Source organism: Rheinheimera sp. UJ63 (assembly GCF_021568285.1).
Taxonomy (GTDB): domain Bacteria; phylum Pseudomonadota; class Gammaproteobacteria; order Enterobacterales; family Alteromonadaceae; genus Alishewanella; species Alishewanella maricola.
The window spans coordinates 108,564-132,283 of the sequence record NZ_JAKGTQ010000002.1 but is presented as its reverse complement, the minus strand read 5'-3'; the positions used below and the strand labels follow the sequence as shown (position 1 = coordinate 132,283).

Genomic DNA, 23,720 nt, shown 5'->3' with positions numbered 1-23,720 from the left:
CTCCTAGAATGGCCAGAATGGGCCATTGAAAAACTGGGTTAACCAGCCTGGTGATTGCCCGCCATGATGCGCACCCGTACCGCTATATTCGATACGGGCATTCGCGATCTTGGTCGACTCTACCGTGTTATTCACATCGACATCTTGTGGCCGAATGACACCGGTTAAACGGATATATTCTTTACCGGTATTTAATGTCAGCCATTTTTCACCACGGATCACTAAGTTACCGTTCGACATCACCTGCAACACATTGACCGAGATATCACCAACTAAACTATTGCTCTGATCCGCTTTGGCATCACCTTTAAAGTCTTGGCTACTGCCCGCGCCAAACTGCAACACATTACCGCCAACTGATACGTTGCTTCCGGCAAAATTAATCGGGTCAAAAGCAATGTTGCTGTCTTTGGCCGTTTCCGTTTTAGCTTTTTTCGACGCTTGCGTTTTCTCACGAAGCACAACCGTAATAATGTCGCCTTCATGCCGCGCTTTGTTATCGGAATACAAGCTATTGGAATGGCTTTGCATAAACAACGAACCATTTTTTACCACCGGCCGCGGCGCCGACTCTGGCGGCAAGGGAGCAAAATACGGATCGTTTGGCTGGGCCTCTTGCATCGAAGCACAGGCGGTTAAACTCCCGACCATCAGTATTAATAGGACATTACGCATTAGCTGTACCTGCCTTATAACTGTTGAATAACAAAACCAAGCATCTGATCCACGGTTGAAATAACTTTAGAGTTCATTTCATACACGCGCTGGCTTTCAATTAAGCTAACCAATTCTTCTGTGACGTTCACGTTTGAGGTTTCTAGCGCGCCCTGTACAATAATGCCTAGGCCTTCTAACCCTGGAATGCCTTGCACCGGATCGCCACTAGCGGGCGTTTCGCTAAACAAGTTTTGACCAATCGGCTCTAAACCGGCCGGGTTAATAAAATTAGTGACCGTTAACTGGCCTAATACGGCATTTTCAACCTGCCCAGCTAAACGAGCGGAGATCTCGCCATCTTGAGACACCATGATATTCGTCGCATCTGGCGGCACCACAATATTGGGCTGTACCTGATAACCAGCACCAGACGTCACAACATTACCATCACCATCAACCGTAAATTGGCCATTGCGGCTATAAGAAATGGTGCCATCTGGCATTAACACTTCAAAAAAGCCATGGCCTTGGATCATCAGATCCAAACTGTTCTCGGTGGTGATCATATTGCCTTGGGTAAAGCTTTTTTGCGTCGCCACTACCTTAGTACCGGCACCTATCATTAAACCGTTAGGTAATTCGGAGTTCTGCGATGAACGCCCGCCTGGCTGATTAATGTTTTGATACAGCAAATCTTCAAACACGGCACGGCTCTTTTTAAAACCTACCGTGCTGGCATTCGCCAAGTTGTTAGAAATAACCGAGATATCACGCTGTTTCGCGTCTAACCCTGTTTTGCTGATCCACAATGCTGGATGCATTTGTACCTCCTGGGCTTACGCCCTATTAACTAAGTGCCAAACAAGCAGCTGCTGGCTGAAGTAAAACGGTAAAAAGAAAAAGCCTTACCCCATGATCCGCAGCAACTGATTTTGCTGTTGATCCATTTGCTCAGCTTGCTTCATCATTTTTACTTGTAATTCAAACTGGCGCTGTAAGCTGATCATCGTGGTCATTTCGCCAACCGCATTGACATTGCTACCCTCATAGGCGCCGCTAAGCAAAGTGACATTGGCACTGGCCTGGGCATCCTGACCATCTTTACGTCGAAACAAGCCATCATTACCTTTCACGATATCGGCATATTCCGGTTGTACTAGCTTAATACGCCCGACTTCCTCTAACGCGTTTGCCGGGGCGCCTTGCGCTCTGGCAATCACGGTGCCATCAGCGCCGATTTCCATCTTCGCTAGCGGTACAGGTAACTGCATCGGCCCTGCATCACCCATCACCGGCAAACCGCTGGCGGTCATCAACATACCACTGGCACTAATTTGTAAATTACCGGCACGGGTGTAGGCTTCATTACCGTCTTTATCTTGCACAGCAAACCAGCCATCACCTTGAATAGCCACGTCTAATTCACGTTCAGTAATAATCATCGCGCCACTGTCAAAGTTTTGACCTGGACTCTCTGTTAACGAAAACACTCGGGTGGGCAAACCTTCACCGAAGGCTTGCATGGCTCGTGCTTGCTCAAAATCGGCTTTAAAGCCGACTGTGCCGGTATTAGCCAGATTATTTGCGCGAACACTGATGCCATTCATGTTCTCTTTGGCACCGCTCATGGCGATATATAACAGACGATCCATAGTAAACCTCGCAGGGACTTGCCGTTTTTACTTAACAAAACTTTTATTGCGTAACTATAGTTAAGCAATAAAAGTGCCAGCTTGATAAAGCAGGCTATTTTGATTAAAAAAAAGCCACCCGCAGGTGGCTTGATTCGACCGACAAATCGTTTATCGGATCTGCAAGATGGTTTGTTGCAAGGTACTGTTTACTTCTAACGCCCGAGAGTTAGCCTGGAAGTTACGCTGGGCATTAATCAAATCAACCAGCTCAGTAGTAAGGTTAACATTCGATTGCTCCAGAGCTGCGCTTTGAATGGTACCAAAAGTACCCGAATTTGGCTCGCCGGCTAATGGCTCACCTGAACCTAAACTCGAGCGCCATGAAGTCGCACCGGCCTGATTCAAACCTTGCGGGTTGGCAAAACGCACCATCGCCACTTGTGATAAAAACTGTTGATCGCCATTAGAATAAGTTGCACGAATTTTACCGCTAGGATCAATATCTAAACCGGTTAAACGCCCTACTGTTGTACCATTTTGGCTAAGCGAACCAACTTCAAAATTCGATGCATATTGTGTCGGATTTCGAGTACCTGATTCATCAGAATAACGTAATTGAACATCAGTGTTAAAGGTCGCACCATTGCCAACCAAAGCATTCAACTCTGTTGCTGATAAGACTCCATTAGCAAATGGCGCAGGTAACGTCTCTGGCGTGCCCGAAGAAGTAAATTGTAAGGTAGACGTTGCAGTTGGGTTAGCCGGGTCAGGGCTGTTCAATACGTTGCCATTAAAAGCAACATAAACCTCCCAACTATTTAAAGGGGTATCATTTTTTACAAAATAGGTACTAACAATATGTGCTTGACCTAAACTATCGTAAACGGTAGTGGAAGTGGTACTGTTATAAGTATTTCTATCAGCAATATCAAAACCCAAAGTCGGCGAAACAGCTCTTGAGTCTAAATTCATCGTAACGAATATCTCACTGGTGGCATTTGGCGCACCGGCAGTGGTTGGTATTTGGATTGGCAAAGTAGTGCTTAAACTCACTGACGTTGTCGCACCACTTGACGAATCTACCGGATAACCTTGCAAAAAGCTGCCATCATTATTAACTAAAAAGTTATTACTATCTAATTTGAATGCGCCCGATCTGGTGTAAATGTAATCTCGAGAACCAATTTCAGAGCCCGTTACAAAGAAACCGTCACCCGTGATTGCGAGGTCCAACGAATTACTGGTAAATTGCAATGAACCTTGTTGAAATTGCTGTGCAACTGTTGCGGTTCTAACGCCATCACCCACTTTGGTTTTACCCGATTGAAAAACCGATGAAGCAAATACATCGGCAAACTCTGCGCGTGATTCTTTAAAACCCGTGGTATTCACGTTTGCAATATTGTTTGCTGTGGTATCTAAATCTTTTTGTGCAGCGGCAATACCGCTTAATGCTATATTAAAACTCATATGTCACCATACCTTAAGCGTTGCTATTAACCGTAAGAAACTTCTAACACATCCGCCAGTTTAACTGTGCCGATACCTAATAAATTCAATGTAATTCCTGAACCATTATTGCCCATGCTCACGCTGGAAACAGGGGTATAAACTTGTACCGGCATATTTTCAGTTTTACCGCCGCTAGTCACTTCAACACTAATGTTGTAAAGCCCTGCTACCATTTGTTCGCCACTGGAATTACTACCATCCCAAACAAATTCGTTTTTACCCAAGGCGGGTTGATCAACGTTAAAAGTTGACACTAACTCACCATTGGGTTTGGTAATCATCACTTTCATATAATCAGCCGGCTGATCGAGGGTGATTTGGCCACGCGAGAGCGATTCACCCGTAAACACCAATTTGTCTGACTGTGTCAGCACACTGCGCCCTACTAGTGATGAGGCTTGCAAGGCTTGATTAGACGACATGCTTTGCGCCAAGCTACTAAAGTTATCATTAAGCTTGGTAATACCATCGGCCATGGTAAAGTTGGTCATCTGCGCGATCATCTGATCATTTTCTACCGGCTTGGTCGGGTCTTGATAAGCTAACTGCTGAGTTAACAAAGCAAAAAAGTCAGACTGCGTTAAAGCGCCATTGTTTTTATCGGCAACTTTTTTCTCAGTATCCCAGTACATCCCTTCTAGCGCAGAATTTGTATTAATGGTTGTCATGCGTTACTCCTTAACCCTGACCTAACCGTAAGGTGCGCATTAACATTTGTTTTGCGGCATCTGCGGTTTGTACGTTGGTTTCATAGGCTCGAGACGCTGAAATCATATTCGCCATCTCTTCCATAATGTTGACGTTGGGCTTGTAGACATAGCCATTTTCATCTGCCAACGGGTGATTGGGCGCATACTCCACATTCGGTGGCGCGTCAGATTCAACAATTCCCAGCACTTTAACGCCAGAGCCGGCATCTTGTTGCCGCTGCGCTTGCGCAAACTCGGTGGCAAACACCGGGTGACGACCACGGTAAACCTGATCGATACTACTGCTAACGCTATTCGCGTTGGCAATGTTACTGGCTGTGGTATTCATTCTCACTGACTGGGCGGTCATGCCAGAGCCAGCAATATCAAACACTTTAAATAAGCTCATAATTACTGTCCTGTGCCTGTAATGGCTTTTTTCAAGCCACTGATCCGACTGTTCAAAAATTGTAGGCTGGTCTGGTATTCGATGGCATTTTGCATCATGGCATTACGCTCGCGGTTCATATCCACGCTGTTACCATCGCCGGTGTCAGTTTGTTCTGGATTGCGAAACTTCACTTCATGCCGGGTTGCAGTTGAAATGGGGAAATGCCCATCATGCGTCCGCTGCATGGAACTGCTTTGCCGAGATTGGGCGTTCACCAGCGCTTGCTGAAAATCGATGTCTTTAGCTTTGTAGCCAGGAGTGTCAGCGTTAGCGACGTTTTCTGACAGCACTTGCGCACGACGATCTCGAACCAGCAACGCTTGTTCGTGCATGCCAAAGGCTTTGTCTAAACTGATTGCCATTTTTTTGCCACCTCATGTTGTAACCTTAGTTTGAGGAAGCAAAAAGCAGGCCAAGATGCAGAGTTAAGATTTCTTGCGGTAGATAATGCCAGGATTACAACGCAGCATGTCAAAGTCTTCATTCATGGTTGATAATGACTCTGAGGCCCCGAGGATTAAATAGCCTTTACTGTTTAATGACTGAGCAAACTGTTTAATTATTTTCGCTTTCACTTCAGGAGAGAAGTAAATCAATACGTTACGACAGAATATAATGTCGAATTTTCCTAGCAGGGTATAACTGTCTAGCAGGTTAAGATGCCGAAACGTCACTCTTTTACGCACGTTATCTTTAACGCGCATCATGCCATTAGAGGTATCTTCAAAAAACCGCGTGCGCCGCTCAGGTGATAAGCCTCGGGCTAAAGCTAAGCCATCGTATTCGGCTCTTGCGCAATGCTCCAGCATCGTATTAGAAATATCGGTACCCAAAATATTAACGCCGCCAGGAAAGGCATTAGGCCGACTTTGCTGAAATTCTAGCGCGGTCATTGAAATAGAATAAGGCTCTTGCCCCGATGAACTAGCCGCTGACCAAATTTTGACGCTGCGGCAAGTTTTTTCCAGCTCCGGCAATAATTGATTCTTTAACAGCTCGTACGGGTAGTTGTCACGAAACCATAAGGTTTCATTGGTGGTCATGGCGTCAATCACCGCTGAACGCAGCTGCCGTTCAAACGGGCTCATGGTTTTGGCAACCAGCTCAGATAAACTGCCATGACTAAAACGTTGCATTAAGGGGGTTAAACGGCTTTTAACCAAATATTGCTTATTATCACCCAGCACGATGCCGCACTGCTGCTCGAGAAAATCCCTAAATTGCCGATATTCCGATTCTTGTAACTGCTTATTCTGCACGCATGACCCTTACCAATTATTCAACGTGGAGCCATTTTTGCACTGATTGCGCTAACTCATCGGGATTAAACTTTGCAATAAAATCCTCAGCCCCCACTTTTTGTACCATTTGCTGATTAAACACGCCACTTAACGAGGTATGTAAAATCACATGTAACTGTCGCAGTTTCACATCGGCTTTCACAGCCGCCGTTAAGGTATAGCCATCCATATCCGGCATTTCGATATCAGAGATCAGCAAACCCACTTTTTCTGTAATCGAATGTTGGCATTGTTCACTTAATTGTTGCAGGTAGGTCAGCGCTTCGCGGCCATTTTTGACCAAGTGCATTTTTACACCTAATGGCTCTAATGCCCGTTTCACCTGATTACGCGCCACGGTAGAATCATCGGCAATTAAAATAATTCGATCACCTAAATCAGTTGCAATGCTTTTCGACACCGTTTCATCGTGGATCATTGTCGGTGAGGGTGAAATCTCTTCGAGAATTTTTTCAACATCCAAGATCTCAATTAATTCTTTATCCAGTTCGGTCACGGCCGTTAAATAGCTTTGCTTACCACCGGTGCCTTTTGGTGGCGGCATGATGGCTTCCCAGTTGATATTAACGATGCGCTCAACTGAACTAACTAAAAAGCCCTGCACCGAGCGGTTATACTCAGAAATAATAATGAACGCAGTGGAAAGATCTTGAATTTCTCGCCCGCCGATAGCCAAGCTCAAATCAATGACCGATATGGTTTGACCACGAATGTGCGCAATACCACGCACAAACTTGTTGCGTTTGGGCATGCTGGTTAAACGCGGACATTGCAACACCTCACGCACTTTAAACACGTTAATACCATAACGCTGGCGTCCAGCAAGCTTGAACAGCAATAACTCCAATCGATTCTGACCCACAAGTTGGGTGCGTTGGTTGACGGAATCTAGAATACTGGACATCTGGGTTTCCTTACTTCAGCCTTTAGGCGTGGTATTTGCATGATTGGTTCTAAGTGTCAGAAAATCGGCGTCAATACATGATTCAGGTATGTTATAGCCCTTTATTAGTTAAGCATAGACAAACCCTATGAAAAAGTATGAAAATTTTCGTAATACCACCGCTTTAATCAAGGCACTGTGCTTAGGTTTAACGCTTAGTGCATCGGCTTTTGCCGAGCAAAATACCTTAGCAAACTATAGTCCCGAGCAATTAACGACCCTGACAGAAAATTGGTTAAAAGACACCTTAGCCAGCGAACTGTCAGCAGATACTGAGGTAAGCGTGACCCCTTTGGATACTCGGATTGGTGATAAAGAATGTGCTAATGCCCTGCAATTTAGTTTACCGGCAAGCTACAATCCGCGCCAAACCACCGTGCAACTAAGCTGTGACAGCCCTGTGGCTTGGCAGTTGTTTATCTCAGCTAGGATCACCGAGTATCTTGATTTAGTGGTGATGCGGCAAAATATTTCTCCAGGAACGGCTATCACGGCCGATATGCTAGAAATTGAGCGCCGTGAACGACGCTTAGTTCGGGGTAATATTGTGCAGCAACCGGCTGAGATTATTGGTAGTAAAAATAAACGCAGCCTGAGTGTTGGTCAAATTATCAACCTTCAAGATCTTTGTCTTGTATGCCGGGGTGATATTGTTACAATAGAAATTAATAACAGCGGTTTATCTGTTACTGCCACTGGCGTGGTACAGCAAGATGGCACTCTAGGTGCTATAGTTACCGTGAGAAACCAGCAATCTGGGCGCAGTATTCAAGCAGAGGTTGTTGGGGTTAATCAAGTTCAAGTAAAATTTTAGAAAATAAACCTAAAGTTTTCTTTGTAGCGGCCGTTAACCTAAGCATAAGGACTAAAGTTTAGGTGAAGAGGTTCTATTATGGCGATTAATATTAATAACTTGCAAAATACTCCGCAGGTTAAAACAGATAAAAATGATCAATTGGTGCAGCGCCAACAAACTACTGTGCAGCAAAATGCCGGTAGTCAGGCAACGCAAAAGCAAGATTCGGTTTCTATTACACCGCAAGCTCAGCAATTTTCTAAATTGCAAGAAAAGGCCAGTAACAGTAGCGGTATCGATCAAGAGAAAGTCGATAAAATTAAACAGGCCATTGCTGAAGGCAAATACAAAATTAACGTTGAGCAGTTAGCTAAGCGTATCATGCAATTTGAGGGCGATTTATTCGACCGCTAATGAATACAGCACAAAGCGCCACCCTCACCTGCCTGAACCAACAACAAGCGCATTTATCTGCGCTTTTGTTGTTGCTAGAACATGAGCTTAAAGCGGTTACCGAACGTGATGTACCGCGTTTAAACGACATCATCGAACAAAAAAATACCTTATTGCTACAAATTGAACAAACCGATACGGCACTCAGCCAATCTGAAGATCTGGCAGAGCAACGCAAACACTCTTGGTTTGATGAGCGTATTGCTGTTTTGGATGATTTATTGGCGCAGTGCAAACAACAAACTGCCGTTAACCAGCAGGTTTTAGAACACAGTCAGTTAACGCTAGGTCGATTAAAGCATGAGATTTTATCAGCGAATGGTAAGTCCGGCTTAACCTACACCAACAAAGGCAAACCGGCTGTAGATAGTAAAGGCAGCGGCGTAAAAGCTTGATCCAACTCTACCTATTAAGCAATTATCCGCGCTTAATAGGCCTTGCCATCACCACAAATAACGGACACTGCGAATACTTTGCTTCGGCTCGGTATGCTGCAAGGTTGCATATACCTCGGCAAAATCCAGCGATAGCTCGGTAATATAGGTATCTTCAACCGCGTAGGTTTTCACTACCCGCGCACCGCGGATCACACCTTGCACTGACGCTTCTAACACATCATTTTGCGCGACCATGGCACTTAAGGTGTTTTTGCTGTCAATTCTTTGACCATAAACCCGCTCAGCTAATTCTCGATAAGCTTCTAATTTAGAGGCCCGCATCGCCATTAACATACGCTGGCTGTCACTCGCACCCGGTTGTGCTGATATTGGCGCTGCACCCAGCGCCGTGATCACCGGGAAAGCCAGTGGCGTTTCTTGTTGATATTCAATATGTCTATCAGCCAATTGGCCGCAAGCTGTTGTTAATGTAGTCAGAATCATAACTACGCTTAAATTCTTTATCATAATAACCCATCCTGTCACGGCAAGTAAGGCAGATAGCGGGCGCTGCCTAAGCCAACGCTTTTCTGATATCAAAACCTAAGCAAAATTCGCGCCAGTCATTACAAAGATCCAGTTCGGCACATTATTTGCTTGTACCTTAGCAGTAGATACGTTGTAACGCCGGTGCTTAGCTTACGCTAAGCAAACAATCAGATAGGCGTTTACACCTAATCAATAAATTCACACGATGGCAGACTATGAGAATACGCATTCTATCCACCCTCTTGTTCGGGCTTGCCGCTTTAAGCCAAAGCAGTTCGCTTTACGCCAACTGGTATGAAGCCACCGGGCAAGCCAGTATTGAACGTGGCGATTTAGATAGCGCGCGTCGAGCGGCCATTGAAGATGCACTGCAACGCGCCACCTTATTTGCAGGGGCAAAATTAGAAAGCCAACAACAGGTGGTGCAAGGGATCTTGCAACATCACTCGGTTACGCTTAGCACTAGCGCGGAGCTGCGACAAGTACAATTACTGTCAGAAACGCACAGTCAACAACAGGTGTTTATTACGCTAAAAGCCCATATATTGCCTATGGCTAAAAGCTGTGCGGCTAATTTTCGAAACCCATTATTAGTCACCCAAGTGCATTTAGATGCGCGGCAAGACGCCATTTATGGCCAGTTGTTTGAACTAGGTGAACACAGTACACGACAGCTGTCGCGCCATTTGCGTGACTTTGGCCCAGGCTTAGCTCTACAAGTACGTGACGAACCCATAGCGCAATCTCAATTAACCGCCAATGTTGCCGATCAGTTTTTTGCAGAAGGCCAACAATTTATTTTATTCGCCACCATTCAAGATTTATCACTTGGCGCTAAAACCAGTAAATTTTGGCAAAGCAGCCAACGCGAACGCTTCTTTACTTTAGAAGTGGTGTTGTTTGATACCTATGAGCGACGAGTGCGTTATCAACAAGAATACCGCACCAGCAGTTTTTGGCCAGATCAAGATAACACCACACCCAGTAGCCACAGTGTGGCATTTTGGCGCATGCCCTATGGCCAAAAAATTGATCAAGTACTCCGTACCGTGGCACAAGATATTCAAGAACAAACCCAATGCCAACCGTTGCTCGCGCAAATTCGCCAAGTAAAGCAACAACACATTCAGCTTGGTTTAGGCAGCAGTCATGGTTTAAAAGTGGGCGACCAGGTTAATTTAATTCAGGTGCAACGCGATCCACAACAAGCCGATTTGCGGCGTTTACTTGATAGCCCTGTGCAACTGACGATTACCGATATTACCCCAGAAGGCGCATGGGCCGCCTCGCCTAGCCAACAATTGCTCAATCATATTCAACCCGGTGATATTGTTAGCTTTCAAAGCCGATAGCCTTTTATCAAGGCCGCTTACTGAGTGATGAAACAACAGCATAAGCGGTCGCAAGGTAATATTCACTTCAAGGTTTTATTCTGCTAGACTCTGCGCCCTGTTGCCTCATAGTTAAATGGATATAACGGCCCCCTCCTAAGGGGCAATTGCAGGTTCGATTCCTGCTGGGGCAGCCATGAATAAAGTTTCTTTCATACCAAACAGCTTTCTAGCAATCACGTGCCATGCCGGTGACTGCGGATCAAGCCGCCTTAGCCACATCGCAGCAAGACGCAGATGCCAGTTTGTCGATAGAAAAAACAGAGTGATAACAACGCCAGCCCTCGAGGCTGGCAGTGTTTAACGGGTAATACCCGGATAAAGCGAGCTGATGACAAAGTGTGGAATGAGCAATTGCGAACTGGCGGCAACGACCTTGCTGTGAAAATTGATGATGCGCGCATTAACCATAATACCGCGTGGCGTGAAGATCATCGTACCCGATAAAACAAAATCAATTTGCTGCAGCATATCGAGTTTTGCGTGATCACGACTAAATACAAAATCGCCATTTCGGGTAATTTGGATATCGCGCGTGGTTTTAAAATCGACTACCTGCAAACCAAATTGCTGCAATTGGTGAATAAAGCCTTCTGCTAACTGATTGCCAACGATGTTAGTTCGATTTAACTCACCATCTAAATCGACAAAAGAGGCGACCGCGATGCGAGATTCTGTTGGGAAATAATGAAAGTTCTCAACCAGCTGCATCGCCATTTGCGCCACATAATCGTTGAGCTGCTTATTCGATTGTAAACTGGTGACATATTGATAAGGTACTGACCAGCCTTGCTGCCGATCAGCATTGATTGGTTTTGCTGACGGTACAGGTCGAATCGTATGGCTTTGCTCTGCGCCATGAGATTGCGCACGCACATCAGAATTACAATGACCACTGGTATCACAAGGTATGTAACCTTGCTGACTTTGATGATGCGTTTGGCAGCCCAGCAACAGCGCTGCCCAACTGAGCAGCAGCAGGTTCTTCTTTATCATGGCGTTCTCCTAAAAAACTGACATAGCATGTCAGTTCTTTATCGACCCATGCAAGCCTTTCTTTAGCGCCAAAGGGGTTAACCCTGTTTTAATTTTAATGTGGCATCGCCATGCTGCTGCAAAATGGCATTATAGACGGCGGCAGGCACAAAGGTTCGCGCCGCAGAGATCACTCTTTTACTATCAATTTGAATTAAACGCGCATTGAGCATAATGCCAGCTTGATGCAGCGTGACTGTGCCGGTCACAACATATTTAATCGGCAACTCTGCAGAAAGCTCGTTAAAATCCCGGCTCAGTACAAAGTCACCTTGTGGGGTAACACGAATATAATCCGTGACTTTATAATCTAATACTGGCACACCAAACAAATGTAAATCGTAAATAATTGCTTCGCTAAGATGATTGGTAAACACAGAACCTTGCTGTAAATCGGTATCAATAAACGCCAAATCGGTTACCGCCACCATCGCATTCTCATCGGCATTATGGTGATTGGTCATCAACTCTTGTACTAGATTACGCGCATAATGATCCAGCGTAACCACTGGGGTTTGCCGATAGTGCTGCGTCACAGATTGCGGTTCAAAGGCTTGTTGATTGGCAATGCGCTGCTCTCGAGCCAGTTCTCCCCGCATCGTCACCGCATTCTCTGGCACAATTTTCGGCTGTTGGCTGGCCTGTTGTACGCAAGCGGTTAAGCTAAGGGCAACAACAGCACTGATAACAAAAGCTCTCATGGTTTCTCTCCGATCCGATCACTACGGAATAAATAATTACCGCGTTTTTGTATTTTATCTGGGCTCCACATCACATTGTGTGGCACAAAATCGGTGGCTGCGGCAATCACTTGCTGATTATCCAGCTCAATTAAACGCACATTAACCACTAAACCATCTTCTTGCACGGTATAAGTGCCAGTTAATAATGCTCTGGCACCATGCTGTTGGCGAAGCGCTGATAACTGCCGAGATAGCGCTTGCTCATGATCGCTTTGCAATAACAACTCTTGCCGTAAGCGCAGATCTACAGCGACAAAACCCCGTTGCACCGCTTCGCTAAGCATGCTTTCAGCAAGTTGATTCGCTAAATCAATTTCTTGCTCACTTAATTGCGCCAGGCTAAGTTGTCGTGCGGGTAGAAAACTGCTAACCGCCAACGGGCTGCGAAAGTGCTCACTGCTGATAGAAGCAAACAGTGTTTGTGCTAAACGATGCGTGTAAAAATCTAGTGGCCGCGCACTTAAGCCGACGGCAGAAACTTGCCGCAATGGCATTTTGACAGTCGGTTCAGGCTCTGCTTTTTGCGCGCAGCCACAAAGCAGCAGCAATATTGCGCTGGCAAGAAGATATTTCATGATCACCTCATCCTGGTCGATTACTGTTTCAAAGCAAAAACCACGCCAGAAATTTAGCTGGGTTCTTGACGCTAAGGTGTTTTAAGCGAAATACTAGGGCAGGCGTTGACAATAAGTGTGAAATTGAGGCTATCGCTAAGTGCGATATTAAGAATACGTAATGTTATTAGCGCACCATACAGACTTTTACTAAAAAATAACTCAGCATCACGCCAACGTAAGTCAGTTAAGCAAACCGCGTTATGCTAAATACGAAACTGCTCGGCATTGAGCATAACGCTGCCAATACACAGCGTTATGAAGCTAGCCTGCTCTCGCCCTAGCCGCAGCAAGGCAGCGATAATTAAACACTGAATGGGTATTTAATGGCCGGATGCGATTGATAACCTTCTAAGGTAAAGTCATCAGGAGTGACCCATTGCTCAATATCGGCGAGTGTTTTGATATTGGGGTTAAGGTGTAATTTCGGCAGCGGGAACGGCTCACGTAGTAGCTGCTGTTTTAATAGTGGTAACTGATTTTCGTAAATATGTGCATTGACGATTTTATGATAAACCTTGCCAGGCTTATGCCCGGTAATTTGCGCGATTAAAGCCAATAACACAAAGCATTGTACTTGATTAAAGTTCAGGCCCAGTGGCACATCACAGCTGCGCTGATAAGAGGTCAGTGATAAGGTGTCGCCAAGTAAACTGAAGGTATGCGTGTGCATACAAGGCCGTAAGCAGCCTAATTCAAACTCACCGGGGTTATAAAAAGTCAAAATTTCGCCGCGATCATCGATCCCTTGCGATAAGTTGTGAACCAGTTTTTGTAACTGATCTAAGCGCGAGCCATCAGGCTTCTGCCAGCCCCGCCCTTGCACGCCATAAACACGGCCTAAATCATCAATCCCTTTGCGGGCGGGATTATTTAACCACGCTGAATTTTCGTTGGCATTCGCATTCCAGGTGTTACAGCCCAGTTCCCGAAATTGCGCAGCATTGTCATAACCACGAAGATAACCTAATAATTCGGCGATGGCGGCTTTATAGTAACTTTTACGCGTGGTTAATAACGGAAACTCATTCGCAGCCACATTGTATTCAAGATCAGCATTGATCACCGTTAAGCAGCGGGTACCCGTGCGTTGGTTATCAACCCAAACCCCTTCATCAATAATGCGCTGGCAAAGTTTTAAATACTGCTTCATTGGCTACTCACTCCTGACGTTCTGCCTTGCTTGAACGAAAACACCATAATCCCGATGCCGGCTAACATCATAGGTAAGCAAAGCCATTGTCCCATGGTCATGCCAAGTGATAATAAGCCCAGGTGTGCATCAGGCTCACGGAAGAATTCAACGGTAAAACGTGCCAAACCATAACCTAACAAAAAGACCCCACCGACCACACCAACCGGTGGACGCAGGCGTCGCACTATCAGGATAACGATAAATAATAACAGGCCCTCTAACGCCACTTGGTAAAGCTGCGATGGGTGTCGGCCCAACGCACCAGCACCTGGAAAAACCATCGCCCAAGGCACATCAGTAGTACGGCCCCACAATTCACCATTGATAAAATTGCCCATGCGCCCAGCCGCTAAGCCCAGTGGTACCAACGGCGCCACAAAATCGCCCAGCGCTAAGTAGGCTTTTTGATACTTACGCGCAAACAGGGCCATCGCAGTCAGTACACCGATTAAACCGCCATGGAATGACATGCCGCCTTCCCAGATCCGAAATAAATACAAGGGATCGTTAAGCACAGTGGCAAAATTATAAAATAAGATATAGCCAACGCGACCGCCTAACAGCACCCCCACAAAACCGTAAAACAACAGATCACTGACCTGATCGCTGTTCCAACCTGAACCCGGTTTGGCTGCGGCACGAGTCGCCAGCCAATAGGCTAAACCAAAGGCTAACAAATACATCATGCCGTACCAATGGATCTTAACCAGCCCCAGATCGAGTAAAACCGGATCGATATTAGGAAAGGGTATTGCCGAACTTGTCATAAACTTCCTTAATTACTGACGACTGCAGTGGCAGTGACTTTACAATGAAATTGGATTATCAGGCTGGAATATTTAGGCTCTAAGCTGAGTTAACAACTGTTTTTGCTCTAAAAAGCGTTGCACTTGTGCTCGTATTTGTTTGGGTGAATGGCACTGCAACACCTCTGTGAGTAGTTGCTGTAATTCTGCCAACTCAACCCGCCGTAACAACCATTTTATGCGCGCTAAATTACTGCTGTTCATACTAAAGCGCCGAAAGCCCATTGCAGCCAGCAATAACACGCCAGCAGGTTCACCGCCAAGCTCACCACAAATACTAATTGGAAAGTGTAACGCCTGAGCGTCTTGCCCTAAACGGTATAACGCGCGTAGTACAGACGGATGCAAAGCATCATATAAATTGGCGACCCGTGCATTGTTGCGATCCACGGCTAACAAATATTGGGTTAAATCGTTAGTACCCACCGAGCAAAAATCAACTTTTGCCGCAAGCTCTGGCAGCAAGTACAAGGTTGAGGGCACTTCAATCATCACGCCAATTTTTGGCAGCGGTAAAGTGATTTCTAACTCATCACTTAGCTCAAAACAAGCTTGCTTCACCAAACGAATGGCTTCATCCACCTCGTGCAAATCGCAAATCATCGGGAGCAAAATATGCAAATTGTCATGGCCGATATTAGCGCGGATCATGGCGCGAATTTGCACCAAGAAAATCTCTGGATGGTCTAGGGTTAAACGGATACCGCGCCATCCTAAAAAGGGGTTCTCTTCAATAATACTGAAATAAGGCAGTGCTTTATCCCCACCGACATCGAGCGTGCGCATAACGACAGTTTTACCGGGATAACTGCCCAGCACTTGCGCATATAACTCGACTTGGTCTTGCTCTGTCGGAAATTGGTCACGAATGATAAACGGAAATTCTGTGCGATAAAGCCCCACGCCATCCGTGTATTGGGCGTGGACATTTTCTAACTCAACGGCTAACCCCGAGTTCACCATAAATTTAAACTGCTCACCGCATTTTGAAGCCGATGGTAAGCTAATTTCTTCCATATAACGTGCATTTAGCGCAACGTCTTCAGTGATAAGCCGCTGATATTCATGGCAGAGGGCTTCAGAGGGCGATAACAAGATATGGCCTTGGTAGCCATCGACAATCACGCGCTGCGCATGCCAGTGCAACAGCGGTAACTCACTCACCCCCATCACGGCTGGGATCCCTAAAGCGCGAGCCATAATAGCGGCATGCGAGTTTACCGAGCCTCGCAGTGAAACCACGGCAACTAATTGCTCACGTGGAATTTCGGCCAACATCGTCGCCGTAACTTCATCAGCCACCAACACCACTTTATCGGGTAATTTAGCCCGGCGCTGTTCGGTATCCAATAAATTATTGAGCACCCGCTGCCCCAGATCACGAATATCTAAACCGCGCTCTCTCAGGTAAGGGTCATCCATATCATCAAATTGCCGAGCAAAACGCTCTACCACGCGTTTTAAGGCACTTTTGGCACACCAACCATCGGTGATTTGAATTTCGATTTCGCGCCCCAGGCTGGCAGCGTCAAGAAGCTGATGATACACATCAAAAATAGCTAATGCATCGGCCGGTAAATGGCTCGACATGCGCTCAGCTAAACGATTAAATTCGGCTTTGGTGATTTTAACGGCCCGATAAAACAAGGCTAATTCTTTTTCTGGATCTTCGGCGCGCTTTAACGAAATAGCAGCAAAGTCACTGGCCGGCTGCGCGACATAGGCTTCGCCAATGGCCATCCCGGGGGAACCTGGTAAACCATGAAACTGTGAGCCTTGCTGGCTAAAAGGGGTAATTCGTGTCGCCGCGTCACGCATTTCAGCATTCGCTAACACCGAAGCAAGCTGCACGCCCAATGTTACCAGAAAGGATTCTTCATCTTCGCTAAATACCCGTTCAGCCGCTTGTTGAATGGTCAAAACGCCGAGTACTTTACGATGATGAATAATGGGGCAACCTAAAAAGGCCGAAAAGCTGTCTTCGCTAACTTCAGGAGTGACTTTAAAGCGAGGGTGTAAATGGGCTTGTGCCAGGTTAATGGGCTCTTCACGCTGCCCCACCCAACCAATCAAACCTTCGGAAAAACCAATAGCCACTTTACCCACGGCATCTTGATTTAAGCCGTCAGTGGCCATCAACATAAAATGTTGTTGCTTATAATCCGCCAAATAAACCGAGCAACACTCGGTTTCCAACGCATGCTTAACGCTGCTAACCAAGCCAGCCATAGCTTTGTTTAGTATCGGCTCTTGTGCCACATCCTGAACAATTCGCCGCAGCTGGCCTAGCATAGTAACCTCATTTCACGTGCAGGTTTTATTTCAAGTTTTTCGTTTTATACTGTCCCGGCGAACAAACGGCAAAGCGACCGGAGCGAATTCTTTCATAACCTTGCGATACACTTCCCGTTTAAAGGAAACCACCTGCCGCACCGGATACCAATAACTGACCCATCGCCAACTATCAAACTCCGGATGACTGGTTTTCGCCAGATTGACATCCTCTTCCCGACAAATCAAACGCAGTAAAAACCACTTTTGTTTCTGTCCAATACACACAGGATTGCTGTCTTTGCGGATCAGCCGTTTCGGCAACTTATAGCGTAACCAATGTTTGGTTGTCGCAATAATTTCCACATCTTCAGGCCGCAGCCCGACTTCTTCATGCAATTCGCGAAACATGGCTTCTTCCGGTGTTTCACCGTCATCAATGCCACCCTGTGGATATTGCCAGGAATGTTGACCATATCTTTTCGCCCAAAACACCTGTCCATGGGTGTTACAAATCACTATGCCGACATTGGGCCGGAAACCCTCGGCATCGATCACACAAACCTCAAGCGATGTTAAATCTGCTATGTAGAGGATTCTTTCACAAAGTCGTCTTGGCGGCAAACGGTATTTTTCAATCACACCCCATAAGTTATCCACAGATAACGCAGCAAGCAGCGCGTGAATGTGAGCTTTTTCACAGATGCTGTGCATAAAGCTGTGACTAAGCCCCAGTTAGCCACTTAATAACTCGAAACCCGCAAATAACTTCAAACAAAACCTTGTCATTTTCTCTATATATTTCATGCAATTAATTATATTTAGCGCTTTTGAAATACCAAATACTTTTGTGCATAAGTCGGTTTGCTGCCTTTTTAAACAGCCAAAAGCCTTAAATAATGCTAGGGTAAAAGCAGTAATGTTCAAAATAGCGCAACATGTCTGCAAAACCACAATCTACTGCCGAACTTCTGACTAACTGCCAACGTATTGCCGGTTTAACGCTGGGGCAATTAGCAGCAGAATTATCGCAACCTGTCCCCAAAGATCTGCGTAAAGATAAAGGCTGGGTCGGTCAACTCATGGAATTAGCCTTAGGCGCGAGCGCAGGTTCACAGGCTTTGCCTGATTTTCCAGAGTTAGGTATTGAATTAAAAACACTGCCCATTGATCACAGCGGCAAACCACTGGAAAGTACCTATGTGTGTGTGGCGCCATTAACGGGTAACATTGGCCAACATTGGGCGGATTCTTGGGTTTGTCAGAAATTACAGCGAGTATTATGGTTGCCCATCTTGGCTGAGCGACAACTTCCCCTACATCAACGGATTATAGGCCAAGGTTTTTTATGGCAACCGAATGCTGAACAAGCGGCTATTTTGCAACAGGATTGGGAAGAGTTAATGGAGTTAATTAGCCTAGGCGGTATCGCTAATATTCGAGGGGCTCACGGTAAGGCCTTGCAATTACGGCCTAAGGCAGCCGATAGCAAAGCGCTAACGAAAGCGATCGGTGCGCATGGCGAACCGATCCAGACTTTACCGCGGGGTTTTTATCTAAAAAGTCACTTTACTCAGGCTATTTTACAGCAAGAATTTCAACTAGCGGATCGGTAATACAAATTTACTAAACATCCGATCAATATCTTCTTGAGTACGCAAAGCATTGGCTTTTTCCACTACATCACGGGTTAAGTGTGGCGCAAAGCGCTCAATAAATTCGTACATGTAGGTGCGTAAAAATGCGCCTTTTCGAAAACCAATTTTGGTGGTAGACGCTTCAAATAAATGCCCTGCTTCGATCACGACTAAATCTTTGTCTAAGTTCGGATCAATCGCCATTGAAGCGATCACGCCAACGCCCAGACCCAAACGCACGTAAGTTTTAATGACATCGGCATCGGTAGCGGTAAAGACAATATGCGGCTCTAAATTTTTCGCGGCAAAAGCGCGATCGAGCTCTGAGCGCCCGGTAAAACCAAAAACATAAGTGACGATAGGAAAACGGGCCACATCTTCAATTTGTACTTTGTGATCCAGTTGCGCAAGGGGATGATCTTTTCCCACTATAATACTGCGATTCCAATGATAACAAGGCAGCATCACCAGATCGTGGTATAAGTGCAGCGCTTCAGTGGCAATGGCAAAGTCGGCATCACCGCGTGAAGCGGCTTCAGAAATTTGCTGAGGTGTACCTTGGTGCATATGCAGCGAGACCTTGGGGAACTTCTGCATAAAATTACCAATCACCGGAGGCAACGCATAGCGGGCCTGCGTATGTGTCGTCGCAATATTGAGTTTACCTTGATCGGGTAAGGTGTGCTCTTTAGCGATGGCTTTAATATTGTCAACTTTCGCCAATATTTGCTGGGCTATTTCAATCACTTCGCGACCAGCAGGTGTAACATGCGTCAAGTGTTTACCACTACGTCCAAATACTTGAATGCCTAACTCGTCTTCTAACATCCGTACTTGCTTACTGATACCAGGCTGTGAGGTAAATAAACTTTCTGCCGTAGAAGAGACATTAAGGTTATGATTCATTACTTCGACAATATAACGCAGTTGCTGCAATTTCATTAATTGACTTCCTTACCCGGTAACGGTCAACAATCTGGATAGCCCAAATATTCCAATAGTTTTGTATAATAGCACTATCTATAACATTTTGTTTTAGCAAATAGTCGAGGTTGCTGGCTAAAAATAGCTGGCTTATGGTGCGATTTTTGCTAGTCTAAAGTTGATTTTGTAAAGCTGAGCGGAAAAATGACGCGTAGACTTATCACTACGCAGGCAACGCTGCGGCTTATCGCACCGAAAAATAGAAGGCAGAGGTATCGATGGTATTTTCCCTAATCATCACGCTAATCTTAGCACTGGTGATTATCGCCATTACAGTCAATGTGGTGCAGCAGCATAAAGAGAAAATTCAAAACTTAAAACGTGCTGAATTCACTAAATTGCGTCATGCATTAGAAGAAACAGAAGAAATTTTGTTTAACTCTACGAATGTGCCGATGTCTAACGGTATTTCCTTAATGCTGATGCGCCGGGTCAGCTATTTGTTAAAAGCCATGAAACAGCTCGAACCCGAGCAGCGGGACTTACGCCAGCGCCTAGAAGATACTGAAAACCGCATCGAAGAATTGAAAAATAATACGGGGGCTGTTGCAGATAATATCAGCCTACCTGATGATGATCAGCAATGTATCGCCATGTTCAAAGCCATTAAAAAGCTCAGAACCATGCTAAGAGCAGAGCACGCTCGAGGGAAAGTGGAAACGCAATTGGTGGTAGACGAGGACGCACGACTTGATCTGTTGCAATTACGTATTACTGTCGAGACACAAATTAAGCGCGGTAAGAGTGCCCGCACCAATAAGATGATGGGCTCGTCTCGGCAATACTATGAAAAAGCATTAAAACTACTCGCAGCAACCAATCATCAAAACGACTATGTGAGTCAGCGCCAAGCCGAAGCGCAGCAGCAGTTAGCTGAGATCACGGCAGAGTTAAAAAGCGGTAATGCCAAAGACATCGCAGAACGTAGCGATAAAGATAACAAAGATCTCGATGAGCTATTTGCTCCCAAAAAGAAATGGTAAGGCCAAGGCCTTACCATTTGCGCTTATCCATCTAACGTTTTAGTGCCCATGTTATAAGGCAAAGCATCTAAAGCTTATTTCTCTGTGACAACCCAGCGACCATTTTCATACCATGCCGCCCAACCGGTGGCTTTGCCTTCATGTTCCGTCATCACATATTGCTGCTTAGTCTTACGACTCCAGCGAACAATAGCAGGGTTACCAGCTTTATCGTTAGCAGGCGCATCAGCCAAGTAATAAAACTTCGGTGAAATACGCTCACGGAATGTTTTAAGCTCACTCACTAGCGGCGCTCGGGTTTCGCGTGATTTCGGAAAGGTTGCCGCGGCTAAAAATAAACCGGCCGCACCATCGCGCAACACAAAGTACGTATCCGACTTTTCGCACTTTAATTCAGGTAAATGAACAGGATCTTCTTTTGGTGGCGCCGCTTCACCGCTGCGTAATAATTTTCGGGTGTTTTTACAGTCTGTATTGGTACAACCGAAATATTTACCAAAACGGCCCGATTTGAGCTGCATTTGCGCGCCACATTTATCACATTCAATTTCAGGGCCTTCATAGCCTTTCAGTTTAAACTGCCCGGCCTCAACCTGATAACCATCACACTCAGGGTTATTACCACAGACATGCAATTTACGCTGCTCGTCAATCAAGTAGCTGTCCATAGCTGTACCGCATTTGCTACAACGTTTCTTCTGGCGAAGCACTTCCGTTTCAAGTTCATCGTCAGTGACATTAACCGCTTCTTCACCCGAGACTAAATTCATCGTCGTGGTGCAGCGCTCTTTTGGTGGCAAGTTATAGCCTGAGCATCCTAAGAACACCCCTGTAGATGCGGTACGAATACCCATTTTACGACCACAGGTAGGACATTCAATATCGGTTAAGACGAACTGATTCACCCGCATCCCACCCTCTTCTGGGTCAAGTTCAGCGGTTTTCAGTTTACCGGTAAAACCTTGATAGAACTGATCAAGCGTTTTACGCCAACTTAACTGCCCTTTGGCAATATCATCGAGTTTCACTTCCATGTTGGCGGTAAAGTCGTAATTCATCAGATCATCAAAGTTTTCAACTAAACGATCGGTAACGATTTCACCCATTTTTTCAGCATAAAAGCGTTTATTCTCTACCCGAACATAGCCACGATCTTGAATGGTCGAAATAATCGCAGCATAAGTCGATGGCCGGCCAATACCGCGTTTTTCTAACTCTTTAACTAAACTGGCTTCACTAAAACGCGCGGGCGGCTTAGTAAAGTGCTGCGCACCGTGCAGTTCTTTTAAAGTAAGTTGTTCACCGGTGCGCACATCCGGTAACTCATTATCTTCATCGCCTTTGCGTTTCATCGCCGGCTGAACTTTAGTCCAACCATCAAAACGTAGCACGCGCCCTTTGGCTTTTAATTCAAAATCTCCCGCTGCAACGGTAATGTTGGTCACGTCGTATTGTGCTGCAGGCATTTGGCAGGCAACAAATTGCCGCCAGATCAGCTCATATAATTTTCTGGCATCGGCTTCCATATCAGTGAGATCAGACGCCAGCACCGTGACTTCAGAAGGACGTACAGCTTCGTGCGCTTCTTGAGCATTCGCTTTACTACCATAACTGATAGGATCGGCAGGGAGGTAGGCTTTACCAAATTTTTGCTCGATATAATCACGACAATTCGCCACAGCTTCTGTGCTTAAATTGGTCGAATCGGTACGCATATAAGTAATATGCCCGCCTTCGTATAGCCGCTGCGCTAACATCATGGTTTTTTTCACACCATAACCCAGCCGCGTACTGGCCGCCTGCTGCAATGTCGAGGTAATAAACGGCGCTTGAGGTTTGCTGCTACTGGGCTTATCTTCCCGATCTAAAACCTGATACTGGGCTTTATTTAATAACGACAGGGCTTGATCCGCTTGCGCTTTGTTTACCGCCGAGAACGTTTTGCCCTGATATTTGCTGACCGCTAATTGTAAGGCTTGTTTAGAAGCCGTAATGGTGTCAGCGTCAATGCTCCAATACTCTTCTGGAACAAAGGCTTTAATTTCACGCTCGCGTTCAACCACCAAGCGCACAGCCACTGACTGCACACGGCCAGCAGATAAACCACGGGCGACCTTTTTCCATAACAGCGGTGAAACCATAAAGCCGACAACGCGATCAAGAAAACGTCGAGCTTGTTGGGCATCAACTTGGTCAACATTAAGCCGACCTGGCTGCTCAAAGGCTTGAGTAATGGCGTTTTTTGTTATTTCATTAAACACCACGCGTTTAAACTTACTTTCTTCGCCACCGATAATTTCACGAAGATGCCATGCAATGGCCTCTCCCTCACGGTCTAAGTCTGTTGCGAGATAAACGATGTCGGCTTTATCAGCCAGCGTTTTTAGCTCTTTCACGACCTTTTCTTTGCCAGGCAAAATTTCGTAGCGTGCTTTCCAGCCATGCTCGGGATCAATACCCATTCGATCAACCAGAGCTTGGTAGGCCTTTTCGTCTTTACTAAGCGTTTTATCGGTAGCCTTAGCTTTATCTTTGCTACTGCTCGTAGGTAGATCCCGAATATGACCCACGCTAGACTTGACGATAAAGTCATTGCCCAGATACTTATTAATGGTTTTTGCTTTTGCCGGTGATTCGACTATTACCAGTGATTTCGCCATTTTAAACCCAGAGATCCCCTATTACAGCACCATTTTGTG

Annotated in this window: 25 protein-coding genes and 1 tRNA gene; 7 read left to right on the top strand and 19 right to left on the bottom strand. The window is 45.8% G+C overall.

The features are described 5' to 3' along the window. Positions 1-3: 3 nt before the first annotated feature. The 9 genes from flgH to L1N97_RS06640 form a co-directional block, all read right to left on the bottom strand. On the bottom strand, positions 4-675 hold the full coding sequence (gene flgH / locus L1N97_RS06680) for a flagellar basal body L-ring protein FlgH (RefSeq protein ID WP_229584550.1): 672 nt from the start codon (positions 673-675) through the stop codon (positions 4-6). A gap of 14 nt (positions 676-689) precedes the next feature. Then, a complete protein-coding gene (gene flgG / locus L1N97_RS06675; protein ID WP_229584551.1) occupies positions 690-1,478 on the bottom strand; it encodes a flagellar basal-body rod protein FlgG in 789 nt (262 codons plus the stop codon). 84 nt (positions 1,479-1,562) lie between these two features. Next, complete coding sequence (locus L1N97_RS06670; RefSeq protein WP_236129237.1) at positions 1,563-2,309, bottom strand: flagellar basal body rod protein FlgF; 747 nt, start codon at positions 2,307-2,309, stop codon at positions 1,563-1,565. Positions 2,310-2,459: 150 nt separating this feature from the next. Beyond that, positions 2,460-3,761, bottom strand: coding sequence for a flagellar hook protein FlgE (gene flgE, locus L1N97_RS06665; RefSeq protein ID WP_236129236.1), 1,302 nt, complete (start codon positions 3,759-3,761; stop codon positions 2,460-2,462). A 26-nt stretch (positions 3,762-3,787) separates the two neighbouring features. Next, the gene (locus L1N97_RS06660) at positions 3,788-4,471 is read right to left on the bottom strand and encodes a flagellar hook assembly protein FlgD (protein WP_236129235.1); all 684 of its coding nucleotides are present in this window, start codon (positions 4,469-4,471) and stop codon (positions 3,788-3,790) included. Positions 4,472-4,481: 10 nt separating this feature from the next. Further along, positions 4,482-4,901, bottom strand: coding sequence for a flagellar basal body rod protein FlgC (gene flgC / locus L1N97_RS06655; protein ID WP_226751796.1), 420 nt, complete (start codon positions 4,899-4,901; stop codon positions 4,482-4,484). Between the two features lie 2 nt (positions 4,902-4,903). Next, on the bottom strand, positions 4,904-5,305 hold the full coding sequence (gene flgB / locus L1N97_RS06650; protein WP_236129234.1) for a flagellar basal body rod protein FlgB: 402 nt from the start codon (positions 5,303-5,305) through the stop codon (positions 4,904-4,906). 63 nt (positions 5,306-5,368) lie between these two features. Then, the gene (locus L1N97_RS06645; protein WP_226751794.1) at positions 5,369-6,202 is read right to left on the bottom strand and encodes a CheR family methyltransferase; all 834 of its coding nucleotides are present in this window, start codon (positions 6,200-6,202) and stop codon (positions 5,369-5,371) included. Between the two features lie 16 nt (positions 6,203-6,218). Next, positions 6,219-7,148 (bottom strand): chemotaxis protein, encoded by a 930-nt coding sequence (locus L1N97_RS06640; protein WP_229584556.1) that lies wholly within the window; start codon positions 7,146-7,148, stop codon positions 6,219-6,221. A gap of 127 nt (positions 7,149-7,275) precedes the next feature. Here L1N97_RS06640 and flgA point away from each other — a divergent pair, with 127 nt between their 5' ends. The 3 genes from flgA to flgN all read left to right on the top strand — a co-directional run bounded on the left by flgA (position 7,276) and on the right by flgN (position 8,831). After that, positions 7,276-8,001 carry a flagellar basal body P-ring formation chaperone FlgA gene (gene flgA, locus L1N97_RS06635; protein ID WP_236129233.1) on the top strand — a complete coding sequence of 242 codons (726 nt, stop codon included), beginning with the start codon at positions 7,276-7,278 and terminating at the stop codon, positions 7,999-8,001. Positions 8,002-8,079: 78 nt separating this feature from the next. Further along, the gene (gene flgM / locus L1N97_RS06630; RefSeq protein ID WP_229584558.1) at positions 8,080-8,397 is read left to right on the top strand and encodes a flagellar biosynthesis anti-sigma factor FlgM; all 318 of its coding nucleotides are present in this window, start codon (positions 8,080-8,082) and stop codon (positions 8,395-8,397) included. Further along, positions 8,397-8,831: a flagellar export chaperone FlgN gene (flgN, locus tag L1N97_RS06625; RefSeq protein ID WP_229584559.1), complete on the top strand. Its 435-nt coding sequence runs from the start codon at positions 8,397-8,399 to the stop codon at positions 8,829-8,831. The genes flgM and flgN overlap by 1 nt, the downstream gene beginning before the upstream one ends. 48 nt (positions 8,832-8,879) lie before the next feature. Here flgN and L1N97_RS06620 read toward each other — a convergent pair whose 3' ends face one another. Next, positions 8,880-9,341, bottom strand: coding sequence for an LPP20 family lipoprotein (locus tag L1N97_RS06620; protein ID WP_236129232.1), 462 nt, complete (start codon positions 9,339-9,341; stop codon positions 8,880-8,882). A gap of 236 nt (positions 9,342-9,577) precedes the next feature. On the opposite strand from L1N97_RS06620, the gene L1N97_RS06615 reads away from it, so the two are divergent. Together L1N97_RS06615 and L1N97_RS06610 are read left to right on the top strand one after the other, a co-directional pair. Further along, positions 9,578-10,714, top strand: coding sequence for a flagellar assembly protein T N-terminal domain-containing protein (locus tag L1N97_RS06615; RefSeq protein WP_236129231.1), 1,137 nt, complete (start codon positions 9,578-9,580; stop codon positions 10,712-10,714). Between the two features lie 101 nt (positions 10,715-10,815). Next, positions 10,816-10,890, top strand: a tRNA-Arg gene (locus tag L1N97_RS06610). Positions 10,891-11,053: 163 nt separating this feature from the next. Here the strand turns inward: L1N97_RS06610 and L1N97_RS06605 are convergent. The 7 genes from L1N97_RS06605 to rppH all read right to left on the bottom strand — a co-directional run bounded on the left by L1N97_RS06605 (position 11,054) and on the right by rppH (position 18,131). Continuing rightward, positions 11,054-11,749, bottom strand: coding sequence for a FlgO family outer membrane protein (locus tag L1N97_RS06605; protein WP_236129230.1), 696 nt, complete (start codon positions 11,747-11,749; stop codon positions 11,054-11,056). Positions 11,750-11,826: 77 nt separating this feature from the next. Beyond that, entirely contained in the window at positions 11,827-12,489 is a 663-nt protein-coding gene (locus L1N97_RS06600) for a FlgO family outer membrane protein (protein WP_236129229.1), read from the bottom strand. Then, the gene (locus L1N97_RS06595) at positions 12,486-13,106 is read right to left on the bottom strand and encodes a FlgO family outer membrane protein (protein WP_229584564.1); all 621 of its coding nucleotides are present in this window, start codon (positions 13,104-13,106) and stop codon (positions 12,486-12,488) included. Before L1N97_RS06595 ends, L1N97_RS06600 begins: the two co-directional genes overlap by 4 nt. Before the next feature lie 343 nt (positions 13,107-13,449). Beyond that, positions 13,450-14,298 (bottom strand): thymidylate synthase, encoded by an 849-nt coding sequence (locus tag L1N97_RS06590; RefSeq protein ID WP_229584565.1) that lies wholly within the window; start codon positions 14,296-14,298, stop codon positions 13,450-13,452. Further along, a complete protein-coding gene (gene lgt / locus L1N97_RS06585) occupies positions 14,295-15,107 on the bottom strand; it encodes a prolipoprotein diacylglyceryl transferase (protein ID WP_229584566.1) in 813 nt (270 codons plus the stop codon). Before lgt ends, L1N97_RS06590 begins: the two co-directional genes overlap by 4 nt. 72 nt (positions 15,108-15,179) lie before the next feature. Further along, complete coding sequence (ptsP, locus tag L1N97_RS06580) at positions 15,180-17,438, bottom strand: phosphoenolpyruvate--protein phosphotransferase (protein WP_229584567.1); 2,259 nt, start codon at positions 17,436-17,438, stop codon at positions 15,180-15,182. Positions 17,439-17,468: 30 nt separating this feature from the next. Then, entirely contained in the window at positions 17,469-18,131 is a 663-nt protein-coding gene (gene rppH / locus L1N97_RS06575) for an RNA pyrophosphohydrolase (protein ID WP_442967221.1), read from the bottom strand. A 224-nt stretch (positions 18,132-18,355) separates the two neighbouring features. Between rppH and mutH the strand changes: the two genes are divergently transcribed. Beyond that, positions 18,356-19,033 (top strand): DNA mismatch repair endonuclease MutH, encoded by a 678-nt coding sequence (gene mutH, locus L1N97_RS06570; protein ID WP_226752067.1) that lies wholly within the window; start codon positions 18,356-18,358, stop codon positions 19,031-19,033. Here mutH and cysB read toward each other — a convergent pair. After that, complete coding sequence (gene cysB, locus L1N97_RS06565; RefSeq protein ID WP_229584568.1) at positions 19,019-19,996, bottom strand: HTH-type transcriptional regulator CysB; 978 nt, start codon at positions 19,994-19,996, stop codon at positions 19,019-19,021. The genes mutH and cysB overlap by 15 nt on opposite strands. Positions 19,997-20,256: 260 nt before the next feature. Between cysB and L1N97_RS06560 the strand changes: the two genes are divergently transcribed. Further along, on the top strand, positions 20,257-21,021 hold the full coding sequence (locus L1N97_RS06560) for a hypothetical protein (protein ID WP_229584569.1): 765 nt from the start codon (positions 20,257-20,259) through the stop codon (positions 21,019-21,021). Positions 21,022-21,095: 74 nt separating this feature from the next. Here the strand turns inward: L1N97_RS06560 and topA are convergent, their stop codons facing one another. Further along, complete coding sequence (topA, locus tag L1N97_RS06555) at positions 21,096-23,681, bottom strand: type I DNA topoisomerase (protein ID WP_236129228.1); 2,586 nt, start codon at positions 23,679-23,681, stop codon at positions 21,096-21,098. Between the last annotated feature and the right edge of the window lie 39 nt (positions 23,682-23,720).

Coding starts and splice junctions, on each gene's coding strand:
- flgH (WP_229584550.1), bottom strand. CDS start 675: ATGCGTAATGTCCTATTAATACTGATGGTCGGGAGTTTAACCGCCTGT.
- flgG (WP_229584551.1), bottom strand. CDS start 1,478: ATGCATCCAGCATTGTGGATCAGCAAAACAGGGTTAGACGCGAAACAG.
- L1N97_RS06670 (WP_236129237.1), bottom strand. CDS start 2,309: ATGGATCGTCTGTTATATATCGCCATGAGCGGTGCCAAAGAGAACATG.
- flgE (WP_236129236.1), bottom strand. CDS start 3,761: ATGAGTTTTAATATAGCATTAAGCGGTATTGCCGCTGCACAAAAAGAT.
- L1N97_RS06660 (WP_236129235.1), bottom strand. CDS start 4,471: ATGACAACCATTAATACAAATTCTGCGCTAGAAGGGATGTACTGGGAT.
- flgC (WP_226751796.1), bottom strand. CDS start 4,901: ATGAGCTTATTTAAAGTGTTTGATATTGCTGGCTCTGGCATGACCGCC.
- flgB (WP_236129234.1), bottom strand. CDS start 5,305: ATGGCAATCAGTTTAGACAAAGCCTTTGGCATGCACGAACAAGCGTTG.
- L1N97_RS06640 (WP_229584556.1), bottom strand. CDS start 7,148: ATGTCCAGTATTCTAGATTCCGTCAACCAACGCACCCAACTTGTGGGT.
- flgA (WP_236129233.1), top strand. CDS start 7,276: ATGAAAAAGTATGAAAATTTTCGTAATACCACCGCTTTAATCAAGGCA.
- flgM (WP_229584558.1), top strand. CDS start 8,080: ATGGCGATTAATATTAATAACTTGCAAAATACTCCGCAGGTTAAAACA.
- flgN (WP_229584559.1), top strand. CDS start 8,397: ATGAATACAGCACAAAGCGCCACCCTCACCTGCCTGAACCAACAACAA.
- L1N97_RS06620 (WP_236129232.1), bottom strand. CDS start 9,341: ATGATAAAGAATTTAAGCGTAGTTATGATTCTGACTACATTAACAACA.
- L1N97_RS06615 (WP_236129231.1), top strand. CDS start 9,578: ATGAGAATACGCATTCTATCCACCCTCTTGTTCGGGCTTGCCGCTTTA.
- L1N97_RS06605 (WP_236129230.1), bottom strand. CDS start 11,749: ATGATAAAGAAGAACCTGCTGCTGCTCAGTTGGGCAGCGCTGTTGCTG.
- L1N97_RS06600 (WP_236129229.1), bottom strand. CDS start 12,489: ATGAGAGCTTTTGTTATCAGTGCTGTTGTTGCCCTTAGCTTAACCGCT.
- L1N97_RS06595 (WP_229584564.1), bottom strand. CDS start 13,106: ATGAAATATCTTCTTGCCAGCGCAATATTGCTGCTGCTTTGTGGCTGC.
- L1N97_RS06590 (WP_229584565.1), bottom strand. CDS start 14,298: ATGAAGCAGTATTTAAAACTTTGCCAGCGCATTATTGATGAAGGGGTT.
- lgt (WP_229584566.1), bottom strand. CDS start 15,107: ATGACAAGTTCGGCAATACCCTTTCCTAATATCGATCCGGTTTTACTC.
- ptsP (WP_229584567.1), bottom strand. CDS start 17,438: ATGCTAGGCCAGCTGCGGCGAATTGTTCAGGATGTGGCACAAGAGCCG.
- rppH (WP_442967221.1), bottom strand. CDS start 18,131: ATGCACAGCATCTGTGAAAAAGCTCACATTCACGCGCTGCTTGCTGCG.
- mutH (WP_226752067.1), top strand. CDS start 18,356: ATGTCTGCAAAACCACAATCTACTGCCGAACTTCTGACTAACTGCCAA.
- cysB (WP_229584568.1), bottom strand. CDS start 19,996: ATGAAATTGCAGCAACTGCGTTATATTGTCGAAGTAATGAATCATAAC.
- L1N97_RS06560 (WP_229584569.1), top strand. CDS start 20,257: ATGGTATTTTCCCTAATCATCACGCTAATCTTAGCACTGGTGATTATC.
- topA (WP_236129228.1), bottom strand. CDS start 23,681: ATGGCGAAATCACTGGTAATAGTCGAATCACCGGCAAAAGCAAAAACC.